The organism is Mycobacterium sp. E740, assembly GCF_001672895.1.
GTDB lineage: Bacteria > Actinomycetota > Actinomycetes > Mycobacteriales > Mycobacteriaceae > Mycobacterium.
This window is the reverse complement of record NZ_LZKP01000100.1, coordinates 1-20262: the sequence shown is the minus strand read 5'-3', so window position 1 is coordinate 20262 and position 20262 is coordinate 1. Positions and strand designations below refer to the sequence as shown.

The window sequence follows — 20262 nt, the reverse complement described above, 5'->3', positions numbered from 1 at the left end:
CAAGATCACCATGCGCTGCCTCCGCGTCTACCTGGAGGTATATGCCGGAGAGTTCGAGTCTGCTGAAAGCGGAATTGCTGAGCTGCTGTCACTGACACTGCAGAGAAGCTATCTGTCCGGACCGTTAGGCACCGGGCTCGGAAAGGTTTACCAAGCTCTGATCGCCAATGCCGATAGCCTGCCTTCGACGTTGAGCGCGCAGATCCCTAAGGTGAAGGATCGCACGCTCCAACTCTGGGAAGAGGTGAAACAACAGTCCAGTCGATGAACGCGAACTCGATGGATGGATCAGCTGCGTACCTCGATTTCTACTTGACGCGGGGATGTGTGGTGGTCCCATGTCAACCTGGAACGAAAAAGCTCGTTCGTGGAGCTGGAGAGTGGACCGCTGAGGCGTCTCGGGCGGAATGTGCGCGACTGGGCCGCAACGCCGCAATGAGAAATGGCACGGGCGGACTGCTAGTTGTAGATGTCGATGCCAAGCACGGCGGCTCGCTAGATCTGATGGCCGAACGATTCCCTGGCAGCACCGATACCCGCATGATCCAGACCGTATCCCCTGGGCCCGATGGGTTAGGGCTGCAGTTGCTCTATTCGTTGCCCGATGGATTCAGGATCAGGCCTTCTGTGCTGGATAGCGATGCCAACGGACGGCCCAGGATCGAGGTGGCTTCGTTCGCGATGCTCCCAGGTTCCCGGGCCCGGGGAGCTGACAAGGTTATGCGGACGTACGAGGTTGTCCGGGACATGTCACCGTCGCCTGCTACTCCTGATCTGCTGGCCGCTGTAGAGGCTCGAAGTGTTATTGGCGCCGAGGAGTCGCTGTCGCGAGAAGCGGTAGATCCTGCTGGCGCCCGTGCCCGCTTGGATGTGCTTCTTGCGCGCATCGCGGCTGCCGGCGAAGGGCAGCGGAACGACGCGTTCCTTGAGAACGCGTTACCTGTGGTCCGCCTCTGTGCCGTGCTTGGAGAGGATCCGGAAACCCTGCTCACGATGGCGTACGACCAGTCCGGTGGCCGTGATGATGCCACGGTGGCCGCCGCCATCCGCAGGGCGATTCAGCGCGCAGCTGAGGAGCCGGCTGGCCGTCTGGGGCTTGGACCGCTGGCGCATCGTCAACTGGTGGATATGAGTACCTGGGCACGGTTCGCCCGGTGGCCAGGTCAATCCGGGCCATCCGACCGCCGTGTTTACCTTGCCGTTGTTGGTGCCTGCCTGGAGCAGAGCAGGACGGACACAGCGCTGGGAACACGCAACCTGGCACTCCGAGCTGGACTGGCGAAGGAGACAGTAGAGGCGTCGCTGAAGCGACTAGCAGAAGCGGGACGGCTGCACGTGGTGAAGGTCGGCATGAAGCCTGCGCTTGTTCCTGGATCGCAGCGTGTGCAAACCACGAATTTCGTGGTGCGGAGTCCCATGCTGTCGCCGGAAGACAACACACACATACTTCCCCCATTAGTAATGGGAATAACCAATAGGGATGTGTGTGTGGATATAGATCCCCTTCACATGGTGTGGAGTGTGCCCCGAACCGAGAAGGGTGCGGGGCTGAACGGTCGACACGGACATCTTTTTGATCTGGTCTGCGCTGGGCTGACCACAGCCCGAGCGCTTGGGGAATACATCGGATCGCGGCCGGATTCACTCAGCCGGACCCTGAAGCGACTGGTCGATGTCGGATTGTTAGGGAAGTCGGGGAATGTGTACGTCCCGGCGGACAACGTTGCACCGTTGGCCGACCGGCTCGCACTGGAGCTGGGCGGCGTTGCGGCATGTGCTCACCGTGAGAACCAGTACCGGGACGAAGCACAGCAGTGGCGGGAGACCCAGGAGCAGTGGGAGAAGGACCAGAAGCAGTGGGAGAAGGATGCGGAGTCGCGGACAGAAACCTGGCGCTGGGGAAAGGTATTCGACTACCGAGAGGACGACCCGTGGGCGCGGATTGTCACTGGTTATCTCGTAGATCCGTTTACCGGGTATCCCAGGGATCCGTTTGAACCGAATGCGTATCTCGAAGATCCCTTTGAGGAGAAAGACCCCGCCCCACGCCAGGAAGCAACTCAGCCAGTAAGCGAGCAGTTCCGACGCTGGTACGAAGAGCAATTGTTGCTGGATCAGTTGGGGCTACCCAACGAGTTGATCTAGGTCCCTAATCAAGCGTCACGGTAGGCAGGCCGGTGCCGAATGAGGAATGACCTGACGGAAGTCACGCCGCGTAGTTGTAAACGGTTTGTCGGCTTACACCAAACTCCTTCGCGAGCGCGGTCACGGCTTCCCCCGCCGCTATGCGGGCACGAAGCTCGCTGGCCTGGTCATCGGTGAGTGACGCTTTCCGGCCTTTGTACTTCCCGGCAGCCTTCGCGAGGGCAATTCCTTCGCGCTGACGTTCCAGGATCATCGACCGTTCGAACTCAGCGACTGCTCCCAGCATCGAGAGCAGCAGCGTGTTCATTGGCGAGTCATCACCCGCGAAGGTCAGGTTCTCTTTTAGGAACTGGACCTTGATGCCCTGCACGGTGAGTTCCCGAACGATCCGGCGCAGGTCTTCGAGGTTGCGTGCGAGCCGATCCATCGAGTGGACGACCAGGGTGTCGCCCTCACGGATGTATTCCAGGCACGCGGCCAACTGGGGACGCTGAGTGTCCTTGCCGCTTGCTTTGTCGCTGAACATCTTGTCCAGCTCAACCCCGTCGAGTTGACGATCGGTGTTCTGGTCGACGGTGCTCACTCGCTGGTATCCAACGCGCTGGCCCATGTGCTCTGCTCCCCACTTCAGTACTGTCAATCTGGACTTTAGATGTTGTTTGACAACATGTCAATCAATGCGAAATTGGCCCTAGTTTGACATCTGCCGCCGTATCGGACACTGCCCAACATGGGTGTACCCCAGATAGACATTCGTCCGCTAGGGAGGCGCTCAGGGCTAGTACGCCGGCCCCCGAGCGTCGGCCCGCCGTAGGGGGACGGGCGCTGTGCTCGGTTGCGGGGCACCCTTCTCGGTACTGCCTCGCTTTAGGGCACTGACATTGAGAGTGTCTGGATGAGCGGCTTGAGGCTAGGCAGGCAGGCTGGGATGAGCCTTCGACGTATTGCTTGACGGATCACGAGGCGTCCGCGTGACGCGGGGCAGCCGCGAGGCGTACTACGCCAGGGGGGCGACCCCTCCCCCGGGCGTCCTGACCGGTCGGTTATGCGGCCGAGGCATCCTGTACGGGTTTTCAGGTTTTACTGTAACTAACCGTAACAGCTACTTCCGGCGGGTCCCAGTGGTGCTCTAACGCGGACACGCATACTTCGCCGTGATTGTCGGTCTGCGCGAACTAGTGTTCCAGACGTTCGCGGGGATGTTCGATCCTCTAGAGGCACGACCAACCTCCATCGCTCAGGCGTCGGCTGCGTCGCGGGACTAATGGAGTCAATGGTGGTGATCCAGGAGGACAAGGGTGTGCACCAGGTCGCCGTCGAGGAAGTAGGCGCGGCAGGTGAAGGGCGTCTGCATCGTGCTCCCGTAGTCGTTCTTTGAAAGCACAACGCCCGCCACGTTCCAGACTTCGATGCGCGATTGATCGATCCCTTTACGGGGAGGCTCTAGCAACGAGAACAGATCCCGGCTGTTGGTATCCAACACATCGCTTCTGGCGTCGATCTCCGAAATCTGCGCGGTTGCAGGTGAGGCTAGGCGACCAATGACGTCGACCTCGCAACGATGCTGCGCAGCATCGTTGTCCGACAGCGAAGACACCCCCGAATCTTTGACTGCAAGAACGCCTATCACCGAAGCGATCACTATTGCGACCGAAATGCCAGCGACTATCCACCACAGACGCGCTCGGCGGCGGGGGGACGGCTCTTGACGGTGATGGTTCATTAGTTCGAGTCGCGCCGCCTGCTTCGGGATGTTCTTACATCGGCGGCGGTGGCGGCGGCGGGGGCGGCATCACGGGCATAGGCGGACCGCCCGGACAACAGGCTGTCGCAGCAGCCATGGCTTCACAACACGCGCACATTGCCATGTCCATCGAAACTCCTCCTAGTCGGACACCTTCGGATTGGCCTCAGCTCGATCTACGTACCTCAATAGTAGTTAAAGAGGAGAGCCCGACGTACTTTATGACAGATAGTGCTGCCGTTAGCCGGGATGCAACGAGGCAGCGATGCCGCGTTTCGACAGACCCCGGGTTTGAGGTCAAGCGCCGAACAGCAGGTACAGGCCGGCAAAGGTATAGCCGACCATCGTCAGCATCATTGCCAGCTGGCCGGTCAGCTGATGGCCTACGGGCAGCACCCGCAATGCCTTATCGTGCGCGGCGATTACCGCCAACATGTGTCCGATGACCACGGAGGCAACCTTGATGGCCCACAGCAGTGTCGGATTCAGAGAAAGGAAGTACTGCACGTCGCCGGAGTCCAGTCCGAGTAGGTGCCAGCCCCTTCCAAGCGGGTCAGCCAGCCGCACGATTGTCTCCTGGCCTCGCTCGACGAGGTAGGAAAGATAGTGCGCGAAAATGTAGCCCACGACTATCGGAATGAGACTGTGAGCGAGTAGGCCCGGCAACTGACGGCGTTGCTCCTTACTTACACCGGCGGCCGCGCGTGCCGCAGCCGAGAACGTCACACCAACCGCAAGCACGAAAAGCAATAGGCCGAAGGTCCGCAGTACAGTGCCCCCCGCGACATCACCGACCAACGGGATGGCTGCGGCGTTGCGATTAACGAAGTTGCTGAAGGTTGCGGACTGGGAGAAGCTGTCGAACGCGGTGGATCCGAGGAGCACCGCCATCACCGCGACGGTGCCTGATCGCACCGGCATGGTGGGTAGATGATCGAGCGGGTTCCCAAGGACGATGCGCCCTGTCGCGCGGTTTCTCCTGAATGGTGCCAGCCGCGAGACGGTCACGCTGTACACCTCGAACGGGTCAGCCCGGGCGAACCAAGTCGTTCCAAAGAATGCTGCGCCAACCAGCATCGCAACGAGGTAGATGAGAATCCAGATCTTGATCGCCGTCAGCGAGCCAGGATCAGAACTTGCTAGTTCCAGCCACACGAATGCAAACAACCCCACCACGCCGGGCCAGTAGCCCCAGCCCGCTCGGTACTGCACGCGGCCCTTCGAGGGGGTCGCGCCCTGCCGCCCAGCGTGGACGAGTCGCCACATAGTGCGTACCGGCGAGATCACTCGCCATATTGGGCCGACGACAACCGAGACGGCGACCAGACCTACCCAAAGCAGCACATAAAACGCGCCCGGGAGGGCGTTGTCGCTGCCCTGGGGTCCCCAAATCGCGGCCACAGCCACCCACATGGAGAAAATCGCGGCGGCAGCCGCGAAGAACCATCGAACAATCGAGGAGTCGACGACAGCAGTCACCCACGTCGGTAACTCCCGACCGGGCTTCGCCGGGTCGAACCGCGGCGTCCTCCACGCCACTGCAACCACAGCGAAGGTCGCGGCCAGTGCCCACGCGGCCCCAATCACCGCATACGACAAGGGCACTGGGAGGTCAGTCGATCCGCCTACACCGTGCGCGAGGACTGTCTCAGTGGCTTCGCTGATCAAGGCCGGACTTCGATGGTGACGACTGTGACATGCAGGTCATGCAGCTCCACGGCGACGCGACCGGGAATGTCGACGGTGAACTCGAAGCGCTGACTTGGGGCGGCCGCCACCTCGAAGACGTGTTCGGGTACCGAGTGCACGTGCAAGCTGTCCGCGGCGTCGCTGGTCACCTGCAGCACGATCGGCTGCCCGGCTACAGCCTGAGCCTCCGCGTTGGTAGGTGTTGCCAGACCCTTGTCGACCGTGACATCGATAACCGTCCCGGCATCAGCACTGGTCGAAGGCGAGGCGGCCGGCGTCTGCGCGGAGGGCGATCGCACAGCATCGGATGAGTCTAGGGGCGCGGGTGCAGAGCCACACGCTGCCACCAGGACAGCTGCTCCTATTGCGCTCGTTACTAGGCAAACGCAGCTTCTACGCATGATTGGTCCGTCCCAGTGATGGTTTGAGTACACGATTCGTTAGGTTGGGCACCGCGAGTCCGCCGAGGGACCGGGCGGCTGCTACTCCGTAACCGCGGAACGCTCGGGCGAAGGCTCAGCGCTTGGCGAGGCAGGATGCGCGGATCGGCGTGCCCGATCTATCGAGAAAATGCCCAGCGCGACGGCGATTACGGCAAAACCCAGAGCGGTCCAAGCGATCACCGAAGTCATGCCACCCCCGGCACTTGATCCTGAGTCCGAACTCGCCCCGAGTTTTACCGAGGGCACCGGGAACTCCGGGTCGCTCCCTTCGGGTGCCGGTTCGGTCCAGGCGTCGGTGGTCCCATCGACGAAGGTCTGATATGTGGGCAGGGCCAAGGACTCGACATCAGGTAGCGGTCCGGCTTCCAGGACGAAATCGTCGAATTCCCCCCGCTGGATTCCCGGACCCGTTGCCGTCCACGTCACGGAGCTGACCACCTCGTCGACGGGTGTGCCGTCGTCTCTGTACATCGGCGGATTGGGTTTCTTCTTCTTGATATCGAGTCGCCATCCCGGAACCGGCTGAGCCAGCACGGTGCGGATCTGAACGTCGTCGGGAATCCGCACTTCTACCTTGGTGGTGGCGGGCTTATTTCGTTCGCCGGGAACCCGCAACGTGATCAGGCCCGTCTCCCCTGGCCCGCCCCCGTCAAGGATGGCGTCCACATGAGCGGTCGCTGACGGGCTTGCAAGCAGAGCGGCCACTCCACTTAGCACGAAAATCCCAACGATGCGTCCGAGAATCCTCAACACCGACGACCTCCATCTGTCGTTTGCAGTCCTTCGACGTGGCCATCGAAAGGCATGTCGGAGCCTCAATTTCGCCCGGGGAGACGGATGATCGCTCGCTACAATGCACGTCACCTCTCCACATGCGATCAGCTACCGATTACCTGTCGGCGTCCGCACCTTTCTCAGCGAAGGCACAGTCTACGGGGTAAGTCCGTAGATGCGTGCAGCAAGGGTCGGCGGGTCGCGCATCTCCGAGCTAATCCCCGCTGTCCTGTGACGCACCGACCGAGCCGTATTTGACTATCAGACGCACCTTTACGAAGTCTTGATCAAACATCGAAACAACGAATACGCCGACGGCGGACCGTAGAAAGCACGGACTGTCATGGCTTCGTCGCGCGCTGACGCGCGAGTGGATACAGATGAAAGAGGTCGAGTGGTGCAAACCAAGCAAATTGCGGTTGCGATCGTCGCAGCTGCAGCAATAATGACCGTTGGTGCGTGCAGCAATTCAGAGTCGAATACACAGTCATCGTCCAGCTCAGCCATGACGTCAGCGCCGTCGTCAACGAATGTGGCCCCAGCAGATGCTCAGGGGCACAACGACACTGATGTGATGTTCGCCCAGGACATGATTCCCCATCATCAACAGGCGGTGGAGATGAGTGACATGCTGCTGGCCAAGGGGGGCATAAATCCTCAGGTCGTTTCATTGGCCGAGAAGATCAAGGCGGCCCAGGCGCCCGAGATCGAGACGATGAGAGGTTGGCTGAGCGACTGGGGTGTTGCGCCGATGCCACCGATGAGCAGCGAGATGCCCGACCATGGGGGCATGCCCGGGATGAGCGGCATGCCCGGCCACGGGGATATGCCGGAGATGAGCGGTCAGGGGATGATGTCTCCAGCCGATATGACGGCGCTTCAGAACGCACAAGGTACCGAGGCCAGCCGACTTTTCCTTACCCAGATGATTAAGCATCATGAGGGTGCTATCTCCATGTCACAGAACGAGATTGACAACGGCGAGAATGCCGCTGCCATCGAGATGGCACGCAACATCGCCTCTTCGCAGCAGGAGGAGATTGCTTCGATGCAGCAGTTGTTGCAGTCTCTGTAAGTCCGCTGCTGGGCCGAATAGGTTGAACCTCAGATGCTTGCGGTGGTCATTGCGGCCGCTGGATCCTTCCCTGGAGAGGCCTTCGGCAGCCGCACAGCGAAAGCGCATCCCTGGTCTGGGCCGTCGCTGCGGGCGCTGATGCTGCCGCCGTGGGCTTCTACCAACGCTTTCGCGATGGCCAATCCGATGCCGGCACCGCCATGGTCGCGGTCTCGTGCGGCGTCGGCTCGGTAGAAACGTTCGAAGACGTGGCGAATGTGTTCGGGGGTGATTCCCTCACCCGTATCAACGACTGACACTTCGACGGAGTCGGAGTCCACCGCGGTGCTCACATCGACGCTGCCGCCGGAAGGCGTGTGGCGCAGCGCGTTATCCAGTAGGTTACCGATGACTTGTTCAAGGCGTTGGGAATCGCCCATGACCAGGGCCTGTCCTTCACTACCCATATGCAAGCGAACGTCCTTGGCGGCATAGCGTTCTGCGGATGCAGTCACCACCTTCTTGACCACGCCTTCGACATTCACCAGGGTTGATTCCATCGAATGTGAGCTGTCCTCGGCCTGCGCCAGAGCTGCCAAGTCTGCGGAAAACCGTACAAGTCGGCGGGTCTGATCGCGCAACATCGCGGTGGTCGCTGGATCAAGAGTTCGAACACCGTCTTCGAGTGCTTCCATGTATGCCTCAAGAACAGATACCGGAGTCCGGATTTCATGTGCGAGATCGCTGAACAAGCGGCGGCGAGTGGCGTCGACCGCTTGGAGTCGCGACGCCATCTGGTTGAAGGCACTGGCGAGCGCCTCGAAGTCGTCGCCCAATTCTGGCGGCGAGACCCGAATGTCGTAGCGCCCCTGTGCTACCGACGCTGCTGCAGAAGCGACTTCGTTGACGGAGCGTTGAAGCCGGCGACTGATATACCAACTGACAGCGAGAGCGGTTAGTGCCGACACCGCCAGAGCCCCACCGACCGATAAGACCGTGGCGTAGGTGTAGGCCTCTTCAGCATGAACCTCTTCCATTGAGTTGGCGGGCACACCGGCGCGGTGAAGATGCTCGCGGAACAGCGGCGGACCGACGATCGCGGCGATCACCGCCGTTGTGAAAACCCCCGCAAACAAGACCATCGCTTGCGCTAAAAGGAGTCGGATGCCGAAGCCATGCCGACGCCGTAACGGCCGCAATGCGGCGTCTCCCGCCGCGCCAGGAGTCATTGTCCGGTCCCCATCCGATAACCGACGCCCCGAACCGTGACGATGAAGCGCGGTGCTGCCGCGTCATCGCCCAGCTTGCGGCGGAGGTGACCAACATGCACATCGATCAGGTGGTCATTACCAACCCAGGCGTCGTCACGAATGGCTTCGAGAAGTTGGCGGCGGCTGAGGACGACGCCGGGCCTAGCAGACAACGCCTCGAGAAGATCGAACTCCGTTCGGGTGAGAAGTATCGCGTCATCGTCGATCGTCACTTCACGGGCTGCCACGTTGATTGCGAGTGGACCGAAGTGCCGTGGCGGCGCGGCAGGAATCGGCGGCGCCGACGCATCCGCGACCGGCATCGTGCGTGGCCTTCTCAGCATGGCTCTGATCCGGGCGACCAATTCCCGCGGACTGAATGGCTTGGTGACGTAGTCGTCGGCGCCGACGGTGAGGCCGAGTACCGTATCCAACTCCGTATCGCGAGCGGTCAACATGACCACGTATGCATCCGAGAACGTTCGCAGTTGCCGGCATACTTCCAAGCCGTCGATGCCGGGAAGCCCAAGATCGAGGATGACGACATCTGGGTCGAGTTCGCGAGCGACGGTAATCGCGTCTGCACCGTTGCCTGCGACAATGGCCTCGAAATGCTCACGTTCCAGGTAGCTGGCGACCACCTCAGCTAGCGGCGCTTCATCGTCGACCACCAGCGCGCGGAACGAGGGTTGTCGAGACAATCGCGGGCCAACCATGACCCTATGTTGCCTGCTCATCTCATGAGTGGGGTGTCGTGAAGCGATCTAGCTGACGTCTTGAGGAGATCTTCACACAATCAAAACTGTTTCGACGCACTTGCGCGTCACGAACGCCGCAGCGGAACGGCAGATACATTGTGTCGAAAGATCAATCGACTGACGCGGTGGATGCGACCGCGTCGATGCGGAGCGCGCCATGCAGCAGCGAGGTTTCGGTGACCTAGAAGCCGTCATCATGGACCTCATTTGGGACTACGAGGACCCCGTGACAGTGCGTCAGATTTTCGATGAACTCTCTGCGGACCGCCAGATCGCCTACACCACTGTGATGTCGACGATGGACAACCTGCATCGCAAGGAGTGGCTGAATCGTGAACGCAGCGGTAAGGCGTACTTGTACCGCGCTGTGATGAGCCGTGAAGAGCGGTCCGCGCGATTGATGCGGGCCGCGTTCGAGACCGGCGGTGACACGAACGCGGTGTTGGCCTTCTTCGTCGACCAGATGAGCGCTGAAGAATCAGCGCAGTTGCGCTCGGCCTTGCGTCGTAACGGTAACCGAAGGCGATGACTACCGGCTTATGGCTCCTGGTGTACGGCGCCACGCTGGCCTGGCTTTCGCCATCAATACTGGCACGGTTCACCAAGTCCGGTATTAGCCCTCAGATGGGTGTGGCGGCCTGGTTGACTGCGATCGCAATGACGGTCATTGCCTGGGTTACTGCCGTAGTGCTCATCGGTATTGCCGCAATCGACGGCCTGAAGGGCACATCGGCGGTGACGCTGTGTCTGGAGCTGTTCGGTCTCTCCGAGCACGGGGGGCTCCTCGGCCTGAGTGGCTCAATCGCGTCGACGATCGCTGGCATCACCTTGTCGGTCCTCTTCTTTGTGAGAACCAGTCGGTCGGTCACGCGGCTGAGGTCGCGAAGCCGCGAGCACGCGAACGCAGTGCTGCTGGTAGGTCGGCGGACCACACGCCCCGGCGTTGTGGTTGTCGATGCCCAGAGGTCCGCGGCCTACTGCGTGTCCGGGCGCCCTCCTGCGATCGTGGTAACCAGCGCTGCGTGGTCGTCTTTGCCTCGGCCCGAGTTGGCGGCTGTGTTGGCCCATGAGCAGGCACATATCGCGGGTCGGCACCACCAGCTACTTATGGTGCTGCGAGCAATGGCGGCGGCCCTTCCTCGACTGCCCTTGTCACAGCACAGTGTTTCCGCTGTTGCTGAACTACTGGAGATGTGTGCCGACGATGCCGCTGCTCGACGACACGGCGTCGACGCCATCCTGGGCGGCTTGCTTGCCATGGCTGTACCGCGCCACCCGATGCCGGCCGACGGACTAGCGGCGGCGAGCACCGCTGTGGCAGCGCGGGCGATGCGGCTCGCTCAGCCTGCGCGCGAGCGTGCCAAGTGGGGCCAGAGACTGCTGCTGGCGCTCTCTATGACGACGATGCTCAGCGCGCCTGCCCTCATCGAGCTGCTGTGTCACCACTGAGTGGCCGCCGAGCGTTCGCCAGGCCAACTACTGCGTTGGGCGCGTAGCGGCTTACGTCCGTTCAGGAAAGTGGCCGTTGGACGCGACCACTCTCTTAACAGGCGCCCAGCTTCCGCTGTGATTCCCATCACACACATGGCTGTGGCGATGACGCCACACCGCCGCACCGATACCAGCAGAAGGCGGAGCTACGCTGGAGGCAGCGGCGTATTCAGTGAATGTCGAATCAGGTAAGCGACTGTAAACCTACGTAGAAAAACCGTAGATAACCAGCATGGATACCAAGCGTGAAAGATAAAGATTTCGTCAAAAGCGTTACTGGGCAATAACACTCGGCCGACTTATCGAGCTCGCCGTCAAGCGCGACGAATCACCAACACACGCTCATTGCGGCGCGATCACGAGATGGCGTCGAATCGGCGGGTCCTCAATTCGGGCTCGATTCGCTGCTACAGTCGGCTACATTGTGAGGTACAACGACGCTCCCATTGATGCGCGGCGGAACACCGTCGTCGCCGTCTTGGTCGCGTTCGTTGTACTGATCTCAGCCACCGGGTGGAAACTCGCCGAGCAAGAGCATCCCGCACATCATGGCCCACATGCGCTGACATCCAGTATTTCTAGCGACTTTCCAGTCGTCGTGGAGCACCCACACGTGCAGGACGGATCCATTACCGTCACACCTGACACGTTCGCCGAAGCGGCCTTGCCGCGCACGGTGACGCTGCTGGCCGCCATCGGCCTTGTCGCCGTTATAGGTGCCGCATTCTCATCGTGGGTGACAGGCTCGCATGCTGTCATCCGAGGTCCTCCAAGACGTGGTGGCTCTGTCGCCGGACAGCAACTGCTGCTCCGGCTCTGCATCGCGCGCCGCTGATTCGGTAGCGCCAGACTTACCGCCCTTCGGCGTGAGTCGGTGACCGCTACTCGTGTCAGCCGCCGCGGCAAGTCAGTCGTGGCCTCACCGAAAGTGACCCACGTTCATGAGCCATGCTCTGTCCGTTCACTCGCCCCACCACTACGCAATCCAACATCACCGCTTACGTCGCTTCGACCAGCCGGGCACGATGATCGGAAATACGCCTGTCCTGAGGATCGCAGCGCCGTTCACCGACGACAGCCGCGGGTTCTGGGCCAAGCTCGAAGGGTTCAACCCCGGCGGCATGAAAGACCGTCCCGCGATACACATGGTCGAAAGAGGCCGCGCCCGTGGTGACCTACGGCCCGGCAGCAGAATCGTCGAGTCGACAAGCGGCACGCTGGGACTGGGACTGGCCTTGGCCGGCACCGTGTATGGCCATCCGGTCACTCTCGTCACAGATCCCGGACTCGAACCGATCATCTCCCGGATGCTGACCGCCTACGGTGCTGATGTCGATGTCGTCACCGAACCGCACCCTGAAGGCGGATGGCAGCAGGCACGACGTGATCGAGTAATGGAAATCCTCGAATCCGAGCCCGAAGCTTGGTACCCAGATCAATACAACAATCCCGACAACGTCGATGCCTATCGGGGACTTGCAGAAGAGCTATCGGCGCAGCTGGGCGCGATCGACATACTCGTCTGCTCGGTAGGCACGGGGGGCCATTCGGCCGGAATTGCGCGCGTGCTCCGCGAAAGTAACCCCGACCTGCAGCTCATCGGGGTCGACACCGTCGGCTCAACCATCTTTGGCCAGCCCGCACGACCGCGATTGATGCGAGGGCTGGGGTCGAGTATCTACCCTCGCAACGTGGACTACGCCGCCTTCAACGAAGTTCACTGGGTCGCTCCCAGAGAGGCTGTGTGGGCATGCCGCACGCTGGCGGCTACCCACTACGCCACAGGCGGCTGGAGTGTTGGCGCCGTCGCCCTGGTGGCCGGTTGGGCCGCGAGGACGAATGCATCGAACGCAACCATCGCGGCAGTCTTCCCAGACGGGCCGCAGCGCTATTTCGACACCGTCTTCAACGACGACTACTGCAACGTCAACGGACTGCTTCTGGGCAGTCCGCCGCGTAATCCAGAACTCATCACCGACCCACGCAATCATGTCGTCACCTCCTGGACACGGACGTCAGCGATAACAGATCCGACAGCGGTCTCACGATGAGCTTCACGGCGCAGTTTCGTAGCTTCGGCTGGCCCAGCCGAATGCTGATGATCAATCAGTTCGGCATCAATCTCGGCTTCTACATGCTCATGCCTTATCTCGCGGGATACCTCGCCGGCCCGCTCGGTCTTGCCGCATGGTCGATCGGACTAGTACTTGGAGTGCGGAACTTCTCGCAGCAGGGCATGTTCATCGTTGGCGGCACGCTCGCGGACCGTCTCGGTTACAAGCCGTTAATCGTTGCCGGATGCATACTGCGTACCGGCGGGTTCGCATTGCTAATTGTTGCCGACTCGTTGCCCGCAGTGCTGATCGCCTCCGCAGCAACAGGTTTCGCGGGCGCTCTGTTCAATCCGGCGGTACGCGCCTATCTCGCTGCCGATTCAGGACCACGACGCGTCGAAGCATTCGCGACCTTCAACATCTTCTATCAAGCGGGGATACTGGCCGGGCCGCTGGTTGGGCTTGCACTATTGGCCCTCGACTTCCGCATCGTCGCGGCATCGGCGGCGGCCGTCTTCGCAATTCTTACTGTGGCTCAACTGTTCGCCTTGCCGCAGCATCGGGGGAAACCCCCAACCGAGAAGACCACCGTTCTGCAGGATTGGCGGACCGTTCTCACAAACCGGTCTTTCCTCCTGTTCTCCATAGCGATGATCGGCTCCTACGTTCTCTCGTTCCAGGTGTACCTTGCCCTGCCCTTGCACGCGAAAACCCTCGTGCCGGCTCATGAATCACTTGTTGTTGCAATGGTCTTCGTGGTGTCAGGCCTAGTGGCCGTGGCGGGACAGCTACGTATCACCCGATGGTTCACCAGGCGCTGGGGATCGGGGCACTCGCTGGTTATCGGCATGCTCATACTGGCAGCCGCTTTCACGCCCATGATTGCGTTCCCCAGCGGAGCACGGTTCGGGGAGCTCGCCGCCATCCTCGCACTCGTCGTCGCAGCAGCACTGCTCGCCGTCGGCTCAGCGGCAGTGTTTCCTTTCGAGATGGACACTGTCGTCTCGCTGGCCAATAACCGATTGGTCGGTACGCACTATGGCTTCTACAACACGATCGTCGGCATCGGCATTCTTGCGGGCAATCTAGCCACCGGCGCTCTGATGCAAGCCGCCCGCAGTGCCGGCCTTGAAGAACTCATCTGGGTCGCATTAACAGCGGTCGGGTTGCTGGCTGCCGTGGCGCTCTACCGGCTCGACCGCAGCGGACGTTTGGTTCCCGAGTCGCCTAGCGCGGCAACGCACGCCGTTTGATCGCGAACAACTACCCCTCGCCACGTTGACTGCAGAACGGCAGTAGCTGACCCAGTCAAGCACGGCCTAGACGTGCGTCAGTTCGCCTTGCCGAACGTGCACCTGCATGGCACTCGTCGAGACCCTCGGAATAACGTAAATGCCTGTGCGACAAGTGAATAGCGTTACCGAGTCGACGCCTGAACGGGACGGCAATGTACCCCACCGAGCAGCCTGACGGGTCAACATTGACTTATCTACTGAGTATCTACGTACGTAGCTGGAACGTAATAGCTTCGGACGCTTACAGATCGGAGAACTGATGAAGACATTCCTCACAGCTGTTGCTGTCAGCCTGAGTGCAGCGACCATCGTGGGCACCGCAGCAGCGTCAGCTGCGCCCAGCGGTCCGCGGTCGGCAGCGGATACCGTGGCCTCGCTGGAAGCGCAAGGGTTCAAAGTGATCGTGAACAAGGTCGGCCACGCCCCGTTAGATCAATGCACCGTAAGAGGTGTTCGCCAGGGCCAGGATGTGACCGAACTCAAGCGCAACAGGCGGGATCAGACAGTCGAGAGAGTCAGGTACACCACCGTCTACGTCGACACGACGTGCTAGCCGGAGAGGCCAGGAAGGTTCCATGTGCCTTGAGTTTGATCGATACAGGCCGGTATCATCGGTAAATGTCGATCAACGCTCAATGTGACTTAACTGGCGCTGTCGCCTTATTTCACAGCCTGTCCGACCCCACGCGGCTGGCAATAGCGCGTCATCTGGCGATGGGTGAGGCTCGAGTCGTCGACCTCACGCAGGTGCTCGGGATGCCCCAGTCCACGGTGTCCTCGCACCTTGCCTGTCTTCGCGACTGCGGACTAGTTGCCGGTCGTCCCGAAGGCAGACAGGTGTTCTACTCACTGACTGCGCCGGAGTTGATCGACTTGTTCGCGGCGGCCGAGTCATTGCTGGCCGCAACTGGCAATGCGGTGGCCCTATGCCCGAACTACCGACTCGCTAGGAAGGACGTGCCGTGAGTACGTCTGCCGGTTCCGGGCTTACCTCTGAGGAGACCGAGCGCCTTACCCGGCGCGGACTGCGTCTCGCGCAGTTCACTGTGGCCTACAACGTCATTGAGGGTTGCGTTGCGGTGACCGCAGGCCTGCTGGCGGGGCTCGTTTCGGTCGTAGGCTTCGGATTTGACTCCGCCATTGAATCGATCGCCGCCTTCCTTGTGGCGGTGAGACTTTCGGCACGACTCCGCCACGGCTGTGCCGACGAGCAGAAGGAGCGCCGCACGTTGCGACTTGTTGCGGTTTCCTTCTTCATCCTCGCGGTCTACGTCATTTTCGAAGGTATCCGCAGCCTCGTTTCGGGAGAGGAACCTGAGCACTCGACGGTCGCGATTGTTCTGTTGGCACTTTCGCTAATCGTCATGCCCGTGCTCGCTGCGGCAAAAAAGCGGGTCGGCATCGCGCTTAAAGACAACCTCATCCTCGCAGACGCTGTCGAGACCAAGATCTGTGTCCTCCTAAGCATTTCCACGTTGGCAGGCCTTGTCCTGTTCCAATTGACCGGCGCTGCATGGCTTGATCCGGTTGCGGGCTTCGTTATCGCCGCCTTCGCCATGCACGAAGGGCGTGAGGCATGGGCTGGCGAACTTGTATGTGATGACGACTAGCAAAGGCGGGAGGGGAATGATGTGGCTGAGCCGGTCGGGATTGCACATGGCCAGGGGTCCGGCACTACCACGAAGTTAGACGGCTGCGTTGCCGGCTCTCCATTGTTCCCAGGGGATGTTCCAGTCGCCCAAGCCGTCTATACCGGAAAGTGTTGGGCCCACCGTGTTGATTACCTCCACGATGTCTCCTCGCTTCGTGTTCTCATAGAACCAGCGGGCATTGGCGGGATTGACGTTGAGGCATCCATGACTGACGTTCGACACGCCTTGACTGCCCACCGACCACGGTGCCGAATGAACGTAGATCCCGCTGTACGACATTTGGGTCGCCCATTCGACCTCCGTACGGTAACCGTCGGGTGAGTTGACGGGAACACCGTATGTGGACGAGTCCATGACCAGGAACGAGTAGCGGTCGCCGATGATGTACTTTCCGTTATCGGTCGGGGTTCTGTCCTTGCCCATTGACATAGGCATAGTCTTCTCGATCTGCCCGTTGCGGCGAACCGTAAGAGTCTTACTGGCGTCGTCTGCGACGGCGATAACCTCGTCACCGATTGTGAAACGCGTGGCGGCGTCGTCTTGCCCGAATAACCCGTTGCCGAAGTTGACCCCGTAGGCGTTGACCCGCACCTCCACCGCCGTTCCGGGTTTCCAGTACTGCGCCGGACGCCAGCGGACTTCGCGGTCGCTGAGCCAGTAGAAGGCGCCCTCGACCGGAGGGCTGGCTGTTACTGAGATTGCTTGCTGAGCGGCAATGCGATCACTTATAGGCTCGTCGAATTTGACGGCTACCGGCTGCCCCACTCCAACTACTTCACCGTCGTTCGGCAGCAGGTACGGCATCGTTAGATTTTCCGGAGAATGAGTTTCAAAGGTCGTCGTGTTACGCACCACCCCGCCCAGCCCCAAAGCCTCAGCGACGAGGGTGTATCGCTTGTTGTAGCCGAGCGGTTCAGCCGAAGACCACGTTGTCCCATCGGGACCCACCTGGCCGGCGACGGGACGGCCGACTTCGTTGATGAGGCTGACAGTCCCTAAGACCCCATCACCTGCTGTGACGGTAATCGGCGTTTCGACCGAGACCCCGATCGCGCCATCCGTTACCGACGCTTGCAATTCCGGGACAAGCAAATCCTCGTAGGGGGTGCCCTTTTCGGCGATCACCTGTGACGGCGCCGCCGAAGGTGCAGCGGTGGTGCACGCAACGAGCGCGAGCAAAAGCGCTGCCAACAGCGCTGCTGTGACGAACCAGCGCCCCGGAGGCCGAGCCGCGCCCCGGGATACCTCCGGCATGTGCGTCCTCCGTATGTGTGTTGATTGCCGGGGCAAGCAGGTTCCGAGCCCCTTCGGTTAATCCCAGTGTCACGGGCTTCGATGTGGCTTGCTTAGACCTTCCATGAAGGTTCGATAAAGCAAGGTCCGTGGAATCAGGCTCACATGGCTCCGGATCCGAGATGACCGCACCCGGCGTCATCCGTCGCGCTATGGGCAGCATGTCAACGCAGCCTTGAACCAAGGTCTTGCCAGCGCCGGCCGGCAAGCGTACGGTCGGCCTATACCCCCCCAGGGTATGTGGCTGCCGGAAGGGAGGCGTCGATAGCAGCCGCATCGGCTCGAGCATGGACCTCTACGAAGCAGTCCGGACCGCGTCGGCTACCGACGTGTTTCGCGATCTGTGCGCTAGCCAATACGTAAACCGACGACGCCACGCATCTGACGTTCGCACAGCTTCTATTAGAAGGACCAGCATGGATAAGCCAGCGCCGCATGAGGCCGTTCACGACCACCATGAAACAAACCATGGACACCACGACATGGGCAGCGTCAATCGCATGGCCGTCAGCGCGACGTTGCACTGTCTAACCGGCTGCGCCATTGGCGAGATCGTCGGACTGATCATCGGCACGGCGCTTGGCTTGTCCAACCTCGCGACGATCGCCCTAGCGATAGCACTCGCCTTTGCCTTCGGCTATTCGCTCTCGACGCTGCCGCTATTGAAGGCAGGTCTGGCTCTGGGGGCTGCACTCAGTGTGGTCCTCGCAGCGGATACGTTGTCGATCCTCACGATGGAAATAGTCGACAACCTCGTGATGGCCATCATTCCGGGAGCTATGAATGCGGGACTGGTGAACCCAATCTTCTGGATCGGCATGATGATTGCGCTCACCGCTGCCTTCTTCGCCGCCTATCCCGTCAATCGGGTGTTGTTGCAGCGAGGCAAGGGTCACGCACTCACACATCAGTACCACGGCGCTGAGGAAACAACCACGGGCGCAAGACGATTCATACCATCGTTCAGCACCGGCGCACTGGTAGCCACGATCGTGGCGTTCATGCTAGGCGGCCTAGTGGTGTCGGTCGCTGATGAGTTAACACAAGCTAGCCCAGCACCAAGCCACGCGAAAGCGCTAGTACCGCACCTCTAGCTGTATGCGCGATCGTCGGTAGCGTCCGCGTTCGCAAGTGGGTAAGGACCCGCTCCGATTTAGCCGCCGCTTATCAATACCGCTCAGATGCCCGTCAACTGTCGGCCTTCCGCCTGCCAGGCCCTCATGCCGCCGCGAAGTTCCACGACATCTAAATAGCCGAGGTCCCTTAAAACGTTGACTGCAATCGCGCTCATGGGGCCGGAACGGCAATAGACCGCGAGGCCGGTTCGTCGGTCGGTTGGCAGACGATCCGACTGTGCAGCGAGCTGATCGAATGGAACGGATAAGTCAGTGCCGGCGATGTCGCCCTCGAACGGCACATGCACGTTGATCGTTACACGGGTCGGTTCGAGGATCGCGTCGGTGAATTCGTTCGGTTCGACAAGACGAACGGAGGCCGTCTGCGGGGAGATCTGTCTATCAGGGTCGACAGCTGAGATGCACGCTGTCATCACTAGCGCACCGAATAAGGCCGCTATCCAGAAGAGGGGCCGCTTGAGGCGGCCGGGCGACACGACGACACGGTTGTCCGACTGCCCTGACAACGGCGTGGCACACGCGATCTTCACTACGCCGATAATACCCCCTAGGGGTACTTGCACCATGCTCTTTCCACCGCTATGGTCGACTTACCCCGATACCCCCGGGGGGTATATAAAAGGAGACCGCGATGACACCCACGACAACAGCTATCGACTGGCATCTTCAAGGCGACTGGTTCGACGTGTGCAGCTGCAAGTTGCCCTGCCCCTGCAGCTTCGCCCAAGAGCCGACGCACGGCGACTGCCTGTTCACCCTCGTCTGGCATGTGCGTGACGGCCACTTCGGCAGCGTCGACCTCAGCGGATTGAGCGTCATATCCCTAGGCGAGTTCACGGGCAACATGTGGGTCGGCAACCCGAACGCCAAGATGCGACTCATGTTCTACATCGACGAACGCGCTGACGAGTTGCAACGAGATGCTCTGGAGCGCATCTTCACCGGGAAGGAGGGCGGCTGGCCAGCTCAGTTCGCCTCACTCATCGAGGATTTACGCGGAATCGAATATGCCCCGATCTCATTCAACGCCGCTGATGATCTGGCTTACTGGAAAGCCGAAATCCCCGGAAAGGTCGACCTGCATGTTGCCGCCCTTACTGGGCCGACAGCAGATCCCAACCGGCGGGTCACTACAACGAATGCCCCAGGCTCGGAAGTCGGTCCGGGACAGGTCGCGACATGGGGCGTCGTCGAGAAGGACGAGGCAACCGGTTTCGATTGGTCACACCAGCATCGAGGCGGTTCGAGCAAGCACTTCCCCTTCGACTGGCGACCGGACACCGATGCACAGCCGGCAAGCGACTCCCTCGCATCAAGCGAGGAATCATGCAGGTGCCACGCCTGATCCAATGGTCGGCAACCGACACCAAGTTCGTTGAACAAACGAAGGGCGGCACCCTCCCGACAGAGGGTGCCGCCTTCTCGTGGAACAGCTATACGACGAGGCCCTCGAGGCTCTGTATGCCGCCGTGCGGCAACAGATC

At 60.9% G+C, this 20262-nt stretch carries 21 protein-coding genes; 12 read left to right on the top strand and 9 right to left on the bottom strand.

The window, feature by feature from the left end; translation table 11 throughout:
- Both A5663_RS23315 and A5663_RS22550 read left to right on the top strand, forming a co-directional pair.
- Window positions 1-268 (top strand): hypothetical protein (locus A5663_RS23315; protein ID WP_197503354.1); only part of this gene is annotated, 268 nt, incomplete at its 5' end.
- Entirely contained in the window at window positions 265-2145 is a 1881-nt protein-coding gene (locus A5663_RS22550) for a bifunctional DNA primase/polymerase (RefSeq protein ID WP_082974010.1), read from the top strand. The genes A5663_RS23315 and A5663_RS22550, both read left to right, overlap by 4 nt.
- Window positions 2146-2206: 61 nt before the next feature.
- Here A5663_RS22550 and A5663_RS09540 read toward each other — a convergent pair whose 3' ends face one another.
- From A5663_RS09540 to A5663_RS09520, 5 genes are all read right to left on the bottom strand, one after another.
- Window positions 2207-2755: a recombinase family protein gene (locus A5663_RS09540; protein WP_068147258.1), complete on the bottom strand. Its 549-nt coding sequence runs from the start codon at window positions 2753-2755 to the stop codon at window positions 2207-2209.
- A gap of 660 nt (window positions 2756-3415) precedes the next feature.
- Window positions 3416-3742 carry a hypothetical protein gene (locus A5663_RS09535; RefSeq protein ID WP_231976740.1) on the bottom strand — a complete coding sequence of 109 codons (327 nt, stop codon included), beginning with the start codon at window positions 3740-3742 and terminating at the stop codon, window positions 3416-3418.
- Between the two features lie 444 nt (window positions 3743-4186).
- A complete protein-coding gene (locus A5663_RS09530) occupies window positions 4187-5557 on the bottom strand; it encodes a hypothetical protein (protein ID WP_369816607.1) in 1371 nt (456 codons plus the stop codon).
- On the bottom strand, window positions 5554-5727 hold the full coding sequence (locus A5663_RS23785) for a hypothetical protein (protein WP_369816606.1): 174 nt from the start codon (window positions 5725-5727) through the stop codon (window positions 5554-5556). Before A5663_RS23785 ends, A5663_RS09530 begins: the two co-directional genes overlap by 4 nt.
- A 333-nt stretch (window positions 5728-6060) precedes the next feature.
- Window positions 6061-6687, bottom strand: a complete 627-nt coding sequence (locus A5663_RS09520; protein WP_231976739.1) for a YcnI family protein — start codon at window positions 6685-6687, stop codon at window positions 6061-6063.
- 505 nt (window positions 6688-7192) lie between these two features.
- Between A5663_RS09520 and A5663_RS09515 the strand changes: the two genes are divergently transcribed.
- Window positions 7193-7870, top strand: a complete 678-nt coding sequence (locus A5663_RS09515) for a DUF305 domain-containing protein (protein WP_068147271.1) — start codon at window positions 7193-7195, stop codon at window positions 7868-7870.
- 29 nt (window positions 7871-7899) lie between these two features.
- Here A5663_RS09515 and A5663_RS09510 read toward each other — a convergent pair whose 3' ends face one another.
- Window positions 7900-9078: a cell wall metabolism sensor histidine kinase WalK gene (locus tag A5663_RS09510; protein WP_068147247.1), complete on the bottom strand. Its 1179-nt coding sequence runs from the start codon at window positions 9076-9078 to the stop codon at window positions 7900-7902.
- The gene (locus tag A5663_RS09505) at window positions 9075-9815 is read right to left on the bottom strand and encodes a response regulator transcription factor (protein WP_197503352.1); all 741 of its coding nucleotides are present in this window, start codon (window positions 9813-9815) and stop codon (window positions 9075-9077) included. Before A5663_RS09505 ends, A5663_RS09510 begins: the two co-directional genes overlap by 4 nt.
- Window positions 9816-10014: 199 nt before the next feature.
- Here A5663_RS09505 and A5663_RS09500 point away from each other — a divergent pair, with 199 nt between their 5' ends.
- The 7 genes from A5663_RS09500 to A5663_RS09470 all read left to right on the top strand — a co-directional run bounded on the left by A5663_RS09500 (window position 10015) and on the right by A5663_RS09470 (window position 16307).
- Complete coding sequence (locus A5663_RS09500; RefSeq protein WP_068147241.1) at window positions 10015-10386, top strand: BlaI/MecI/CopY family transcriptional regulator; 372 nt, start codon at window positions 10015-10017, stop codon at window positions 10384-10386.
- Window positions 10383-11306 (top strand): M56 family metallopeptidase, encoded by a 924-nt coding sequence (locus A5663_RS09495; protein ID WP_068147238.1) that lies wholly within the window; start codon window positions 10383-10385, stop codon window positions 11304-11306. Before A5663_RS09500 ends, A5663_RS09495 begins: the two co-directional genes overlap by 4 nt.
- A gap of 466 nt (window positions 11307-11772) precedes the next feature.
- Window positions 11773-12183, top strand: coding sequence for a hypothetical protein (locus A5663_RS22955; protein WP_156744408.1), 411 nt, complete (start codon window positions 11773-11775; stop codon window positions 12181-12183).
- A gap of 106 nt (window positions 12184-12289) precedes the next feature.
- Window positions 12290-13399, top strand: coding sequence for a PLP-dependent cysteine synthase family protein (locus A5663_RS09490; protein ID WP_068147235.1), 1110 nt, complete (start codon window positions 12290-12292; stop codon window positions 13397-13399).
- Window positions 13396-14655: an MFS transporter gene (locus A5663_RS09485; RefSeq protein ID WP_068147231.1), complete on the top strand. Its 1260-nt coding sequence runs from the start codon at window positions 13396-13398 to the stop codon at window positions 14653-14655. The genes A5663_RS09490 and A5663_RS09485 overlap by 4 nt, the downstream gene beginning before the upstream one ends.
- 660 nt (window positions 14656-15315) lie before the next feature.
- Window positions 15316-15663, top strand: coding sequence for a metalloregulator ArsR/SmtB family transcription factor (locus tag A5663_RS09475; protein ID WP_068147224.1), 348 nt, complete (start codon window positions 15316-15318; stop codon window positions 15661-15663).
- Window positions 15660-16307 carry a cation diffusion facilitator family transporter gene (locus A5663_RS09470; protein ID WP_068147221.1) on the top strand — a complete coding sequence of 216 codons (648 nt, stop codon included), beginning with the start codon at window positions 15660-15662 and terminating at the stop codon, window positions 16305-16307. Before A5663_RS09475 ends, A5663_RS09470 begins: the two co-directional genes overlap by 4 nt.
- 75 nt (window positions 16308-16382) lie before the next feature.
- Here the strand turns inward: A5663_RS09470 and A5663_RS09465 are convergent, their stop codons facing one another.
- Window positions 16383-17603, bottom strand: a complete 1221-nt coding sequence (locus A5663_RS09465; RefSeq protein ID WP_068147219.1) for an Ig-like domain-containing protein — start codon at window positions 17601-17603, stop codon at window positions 16383-16385.
- 455 nt (window positions 17604-18058) lie between these two features.
- On the opposite strand from A5663_RS09465, the gene A5663_RS09460 reads away from it, so the two are divergent.
- Complete coding sequence (locus A5663_RS09460) at window positions 18059-18736, top strand: DUF4396 domain-containing protein (protein ID WP_231976738.1); 678 nt, start codon at window positions 18059-18061, stop codon at window positions 18734-18736.
- 83 nt (window positions 18737-18819) lie between these two features.
- Here the strand turns inward: A5663_RS09460 and A5663_RS09455 are convergent, their stop codons facing one another.
- Entirely contained in the window at window positions 18820-19308 is a 489-nt protein-coding gene (locus tag A5663_RS09455) for a rhodanese-like domain-containing protein (RefSeq protein WP_231976737.1), read from the bottom strand.
- 101 nt (window positions 19309-19409) lie between these two features.
- On the opposite strand from A5663_RS09455, the gene A5663_RS09450 reads away from it, so the two are divergent.
- Window positions 19410-20123 (top strand): DUF1326 domain-containing protein, encoded by a 714-nt coding sequence (locus A5663_RS09450; protein WP_068147216.1) that lies wholly within the window; start codon window positions 19410-19412, stop codon window positions 20121-20123.
- The last annotated feature ends 139 nt before the right edge of the window (window positions 20124-20262 follow it).

Excerpts from the sequence above, each read along its gene's own strand:
- A5663_RS22550 (WP_082974010.1), top strand. The coding sequence starts at position 265 with ATGAACGCGAACTCGATGGATGGATCAGCTGCGTACCTCGATTTCTAC.
- A5663_RS09540 (WP_068147258.1), bottom strand. The coding sequence starts at position 2,755 with ATGGGCCAGCGCGTTGGATACCAGCGAGTGAGCACCGTCGACCAGAAC.
- A5663_RS09510 (WP_068147247.1), bottom strand. The coding sequence starts at position 9,078 with ATGACTCCTGGCGCGGCGGGAGACGCCGCATTGCGGCCGTTACGGCGT.
- A5663_RS09505 (WP_197503352.1), bottom strand. The coding sequence starts at position 9,815 with ATGGTTGGCCCGCGATTGTCTCGACAACCCTCGTTCCGCGCGCTGGTG.
- A5663_RS09500 (WP_068147241.1), top strand. The coding sequence starts at position 10,015 with ATGCAGCAGCGAGGTTTCGGTGACCTAGAAGCCGTCATCATGGACCTC.
- A5663_RS09495 (WP_068147238.1), top strand. The coding sequence starts at position 10,383 with ATGACTACCGGCTTATGGCTCCTGGTGTACGGCGCCACGCTGGCCTGG.
- A5663_RS09490 (WP_068147235.1), top strand. The coding sequence starts at position 12,290 with ATGAGCCATGCTCTGTCCGTTCACTCGCCCCACCACTACGCAATCCAA.
- A5663_RS09485 (WP_068147231.1), top strand. The coding sequence starts at position 13,396 with ATGAGCTTCACGGCGCAGTTTCGTAGCTTCGGCTGGCCCAGCCGAATG.
- A5663_RS09475 (WP_068147224.1), top strand. The coding sequence starts at position 15,316 with ATGTCGATCAACGCTCAATGTGACTTAACTGGCGCTGTCGCCTTATTT.
- A5663_RS09465 (WP_068147219.1), bottom strand. The coding sequence starts at position 17,603 with ATGCCGGAGGTATCCCGGGGCGCGGCTCGGCCTCCGGGGCGCTGGTTC.
- A5663_RS09460 (WP_231976738.1), top strand. The coding sequence starts at position 18,059 with ATGGATAAGCCAGCGCCGCATGAGGCCGTTCACGACCACCATGAAACA.
- A5663_RS09450 (WP_068147216.1), top strand. The coding sequence starts at position 19,410 with ATGACACCCACGACAACAGCTATCGACTGGCATCTTCAAGGCGACTGG.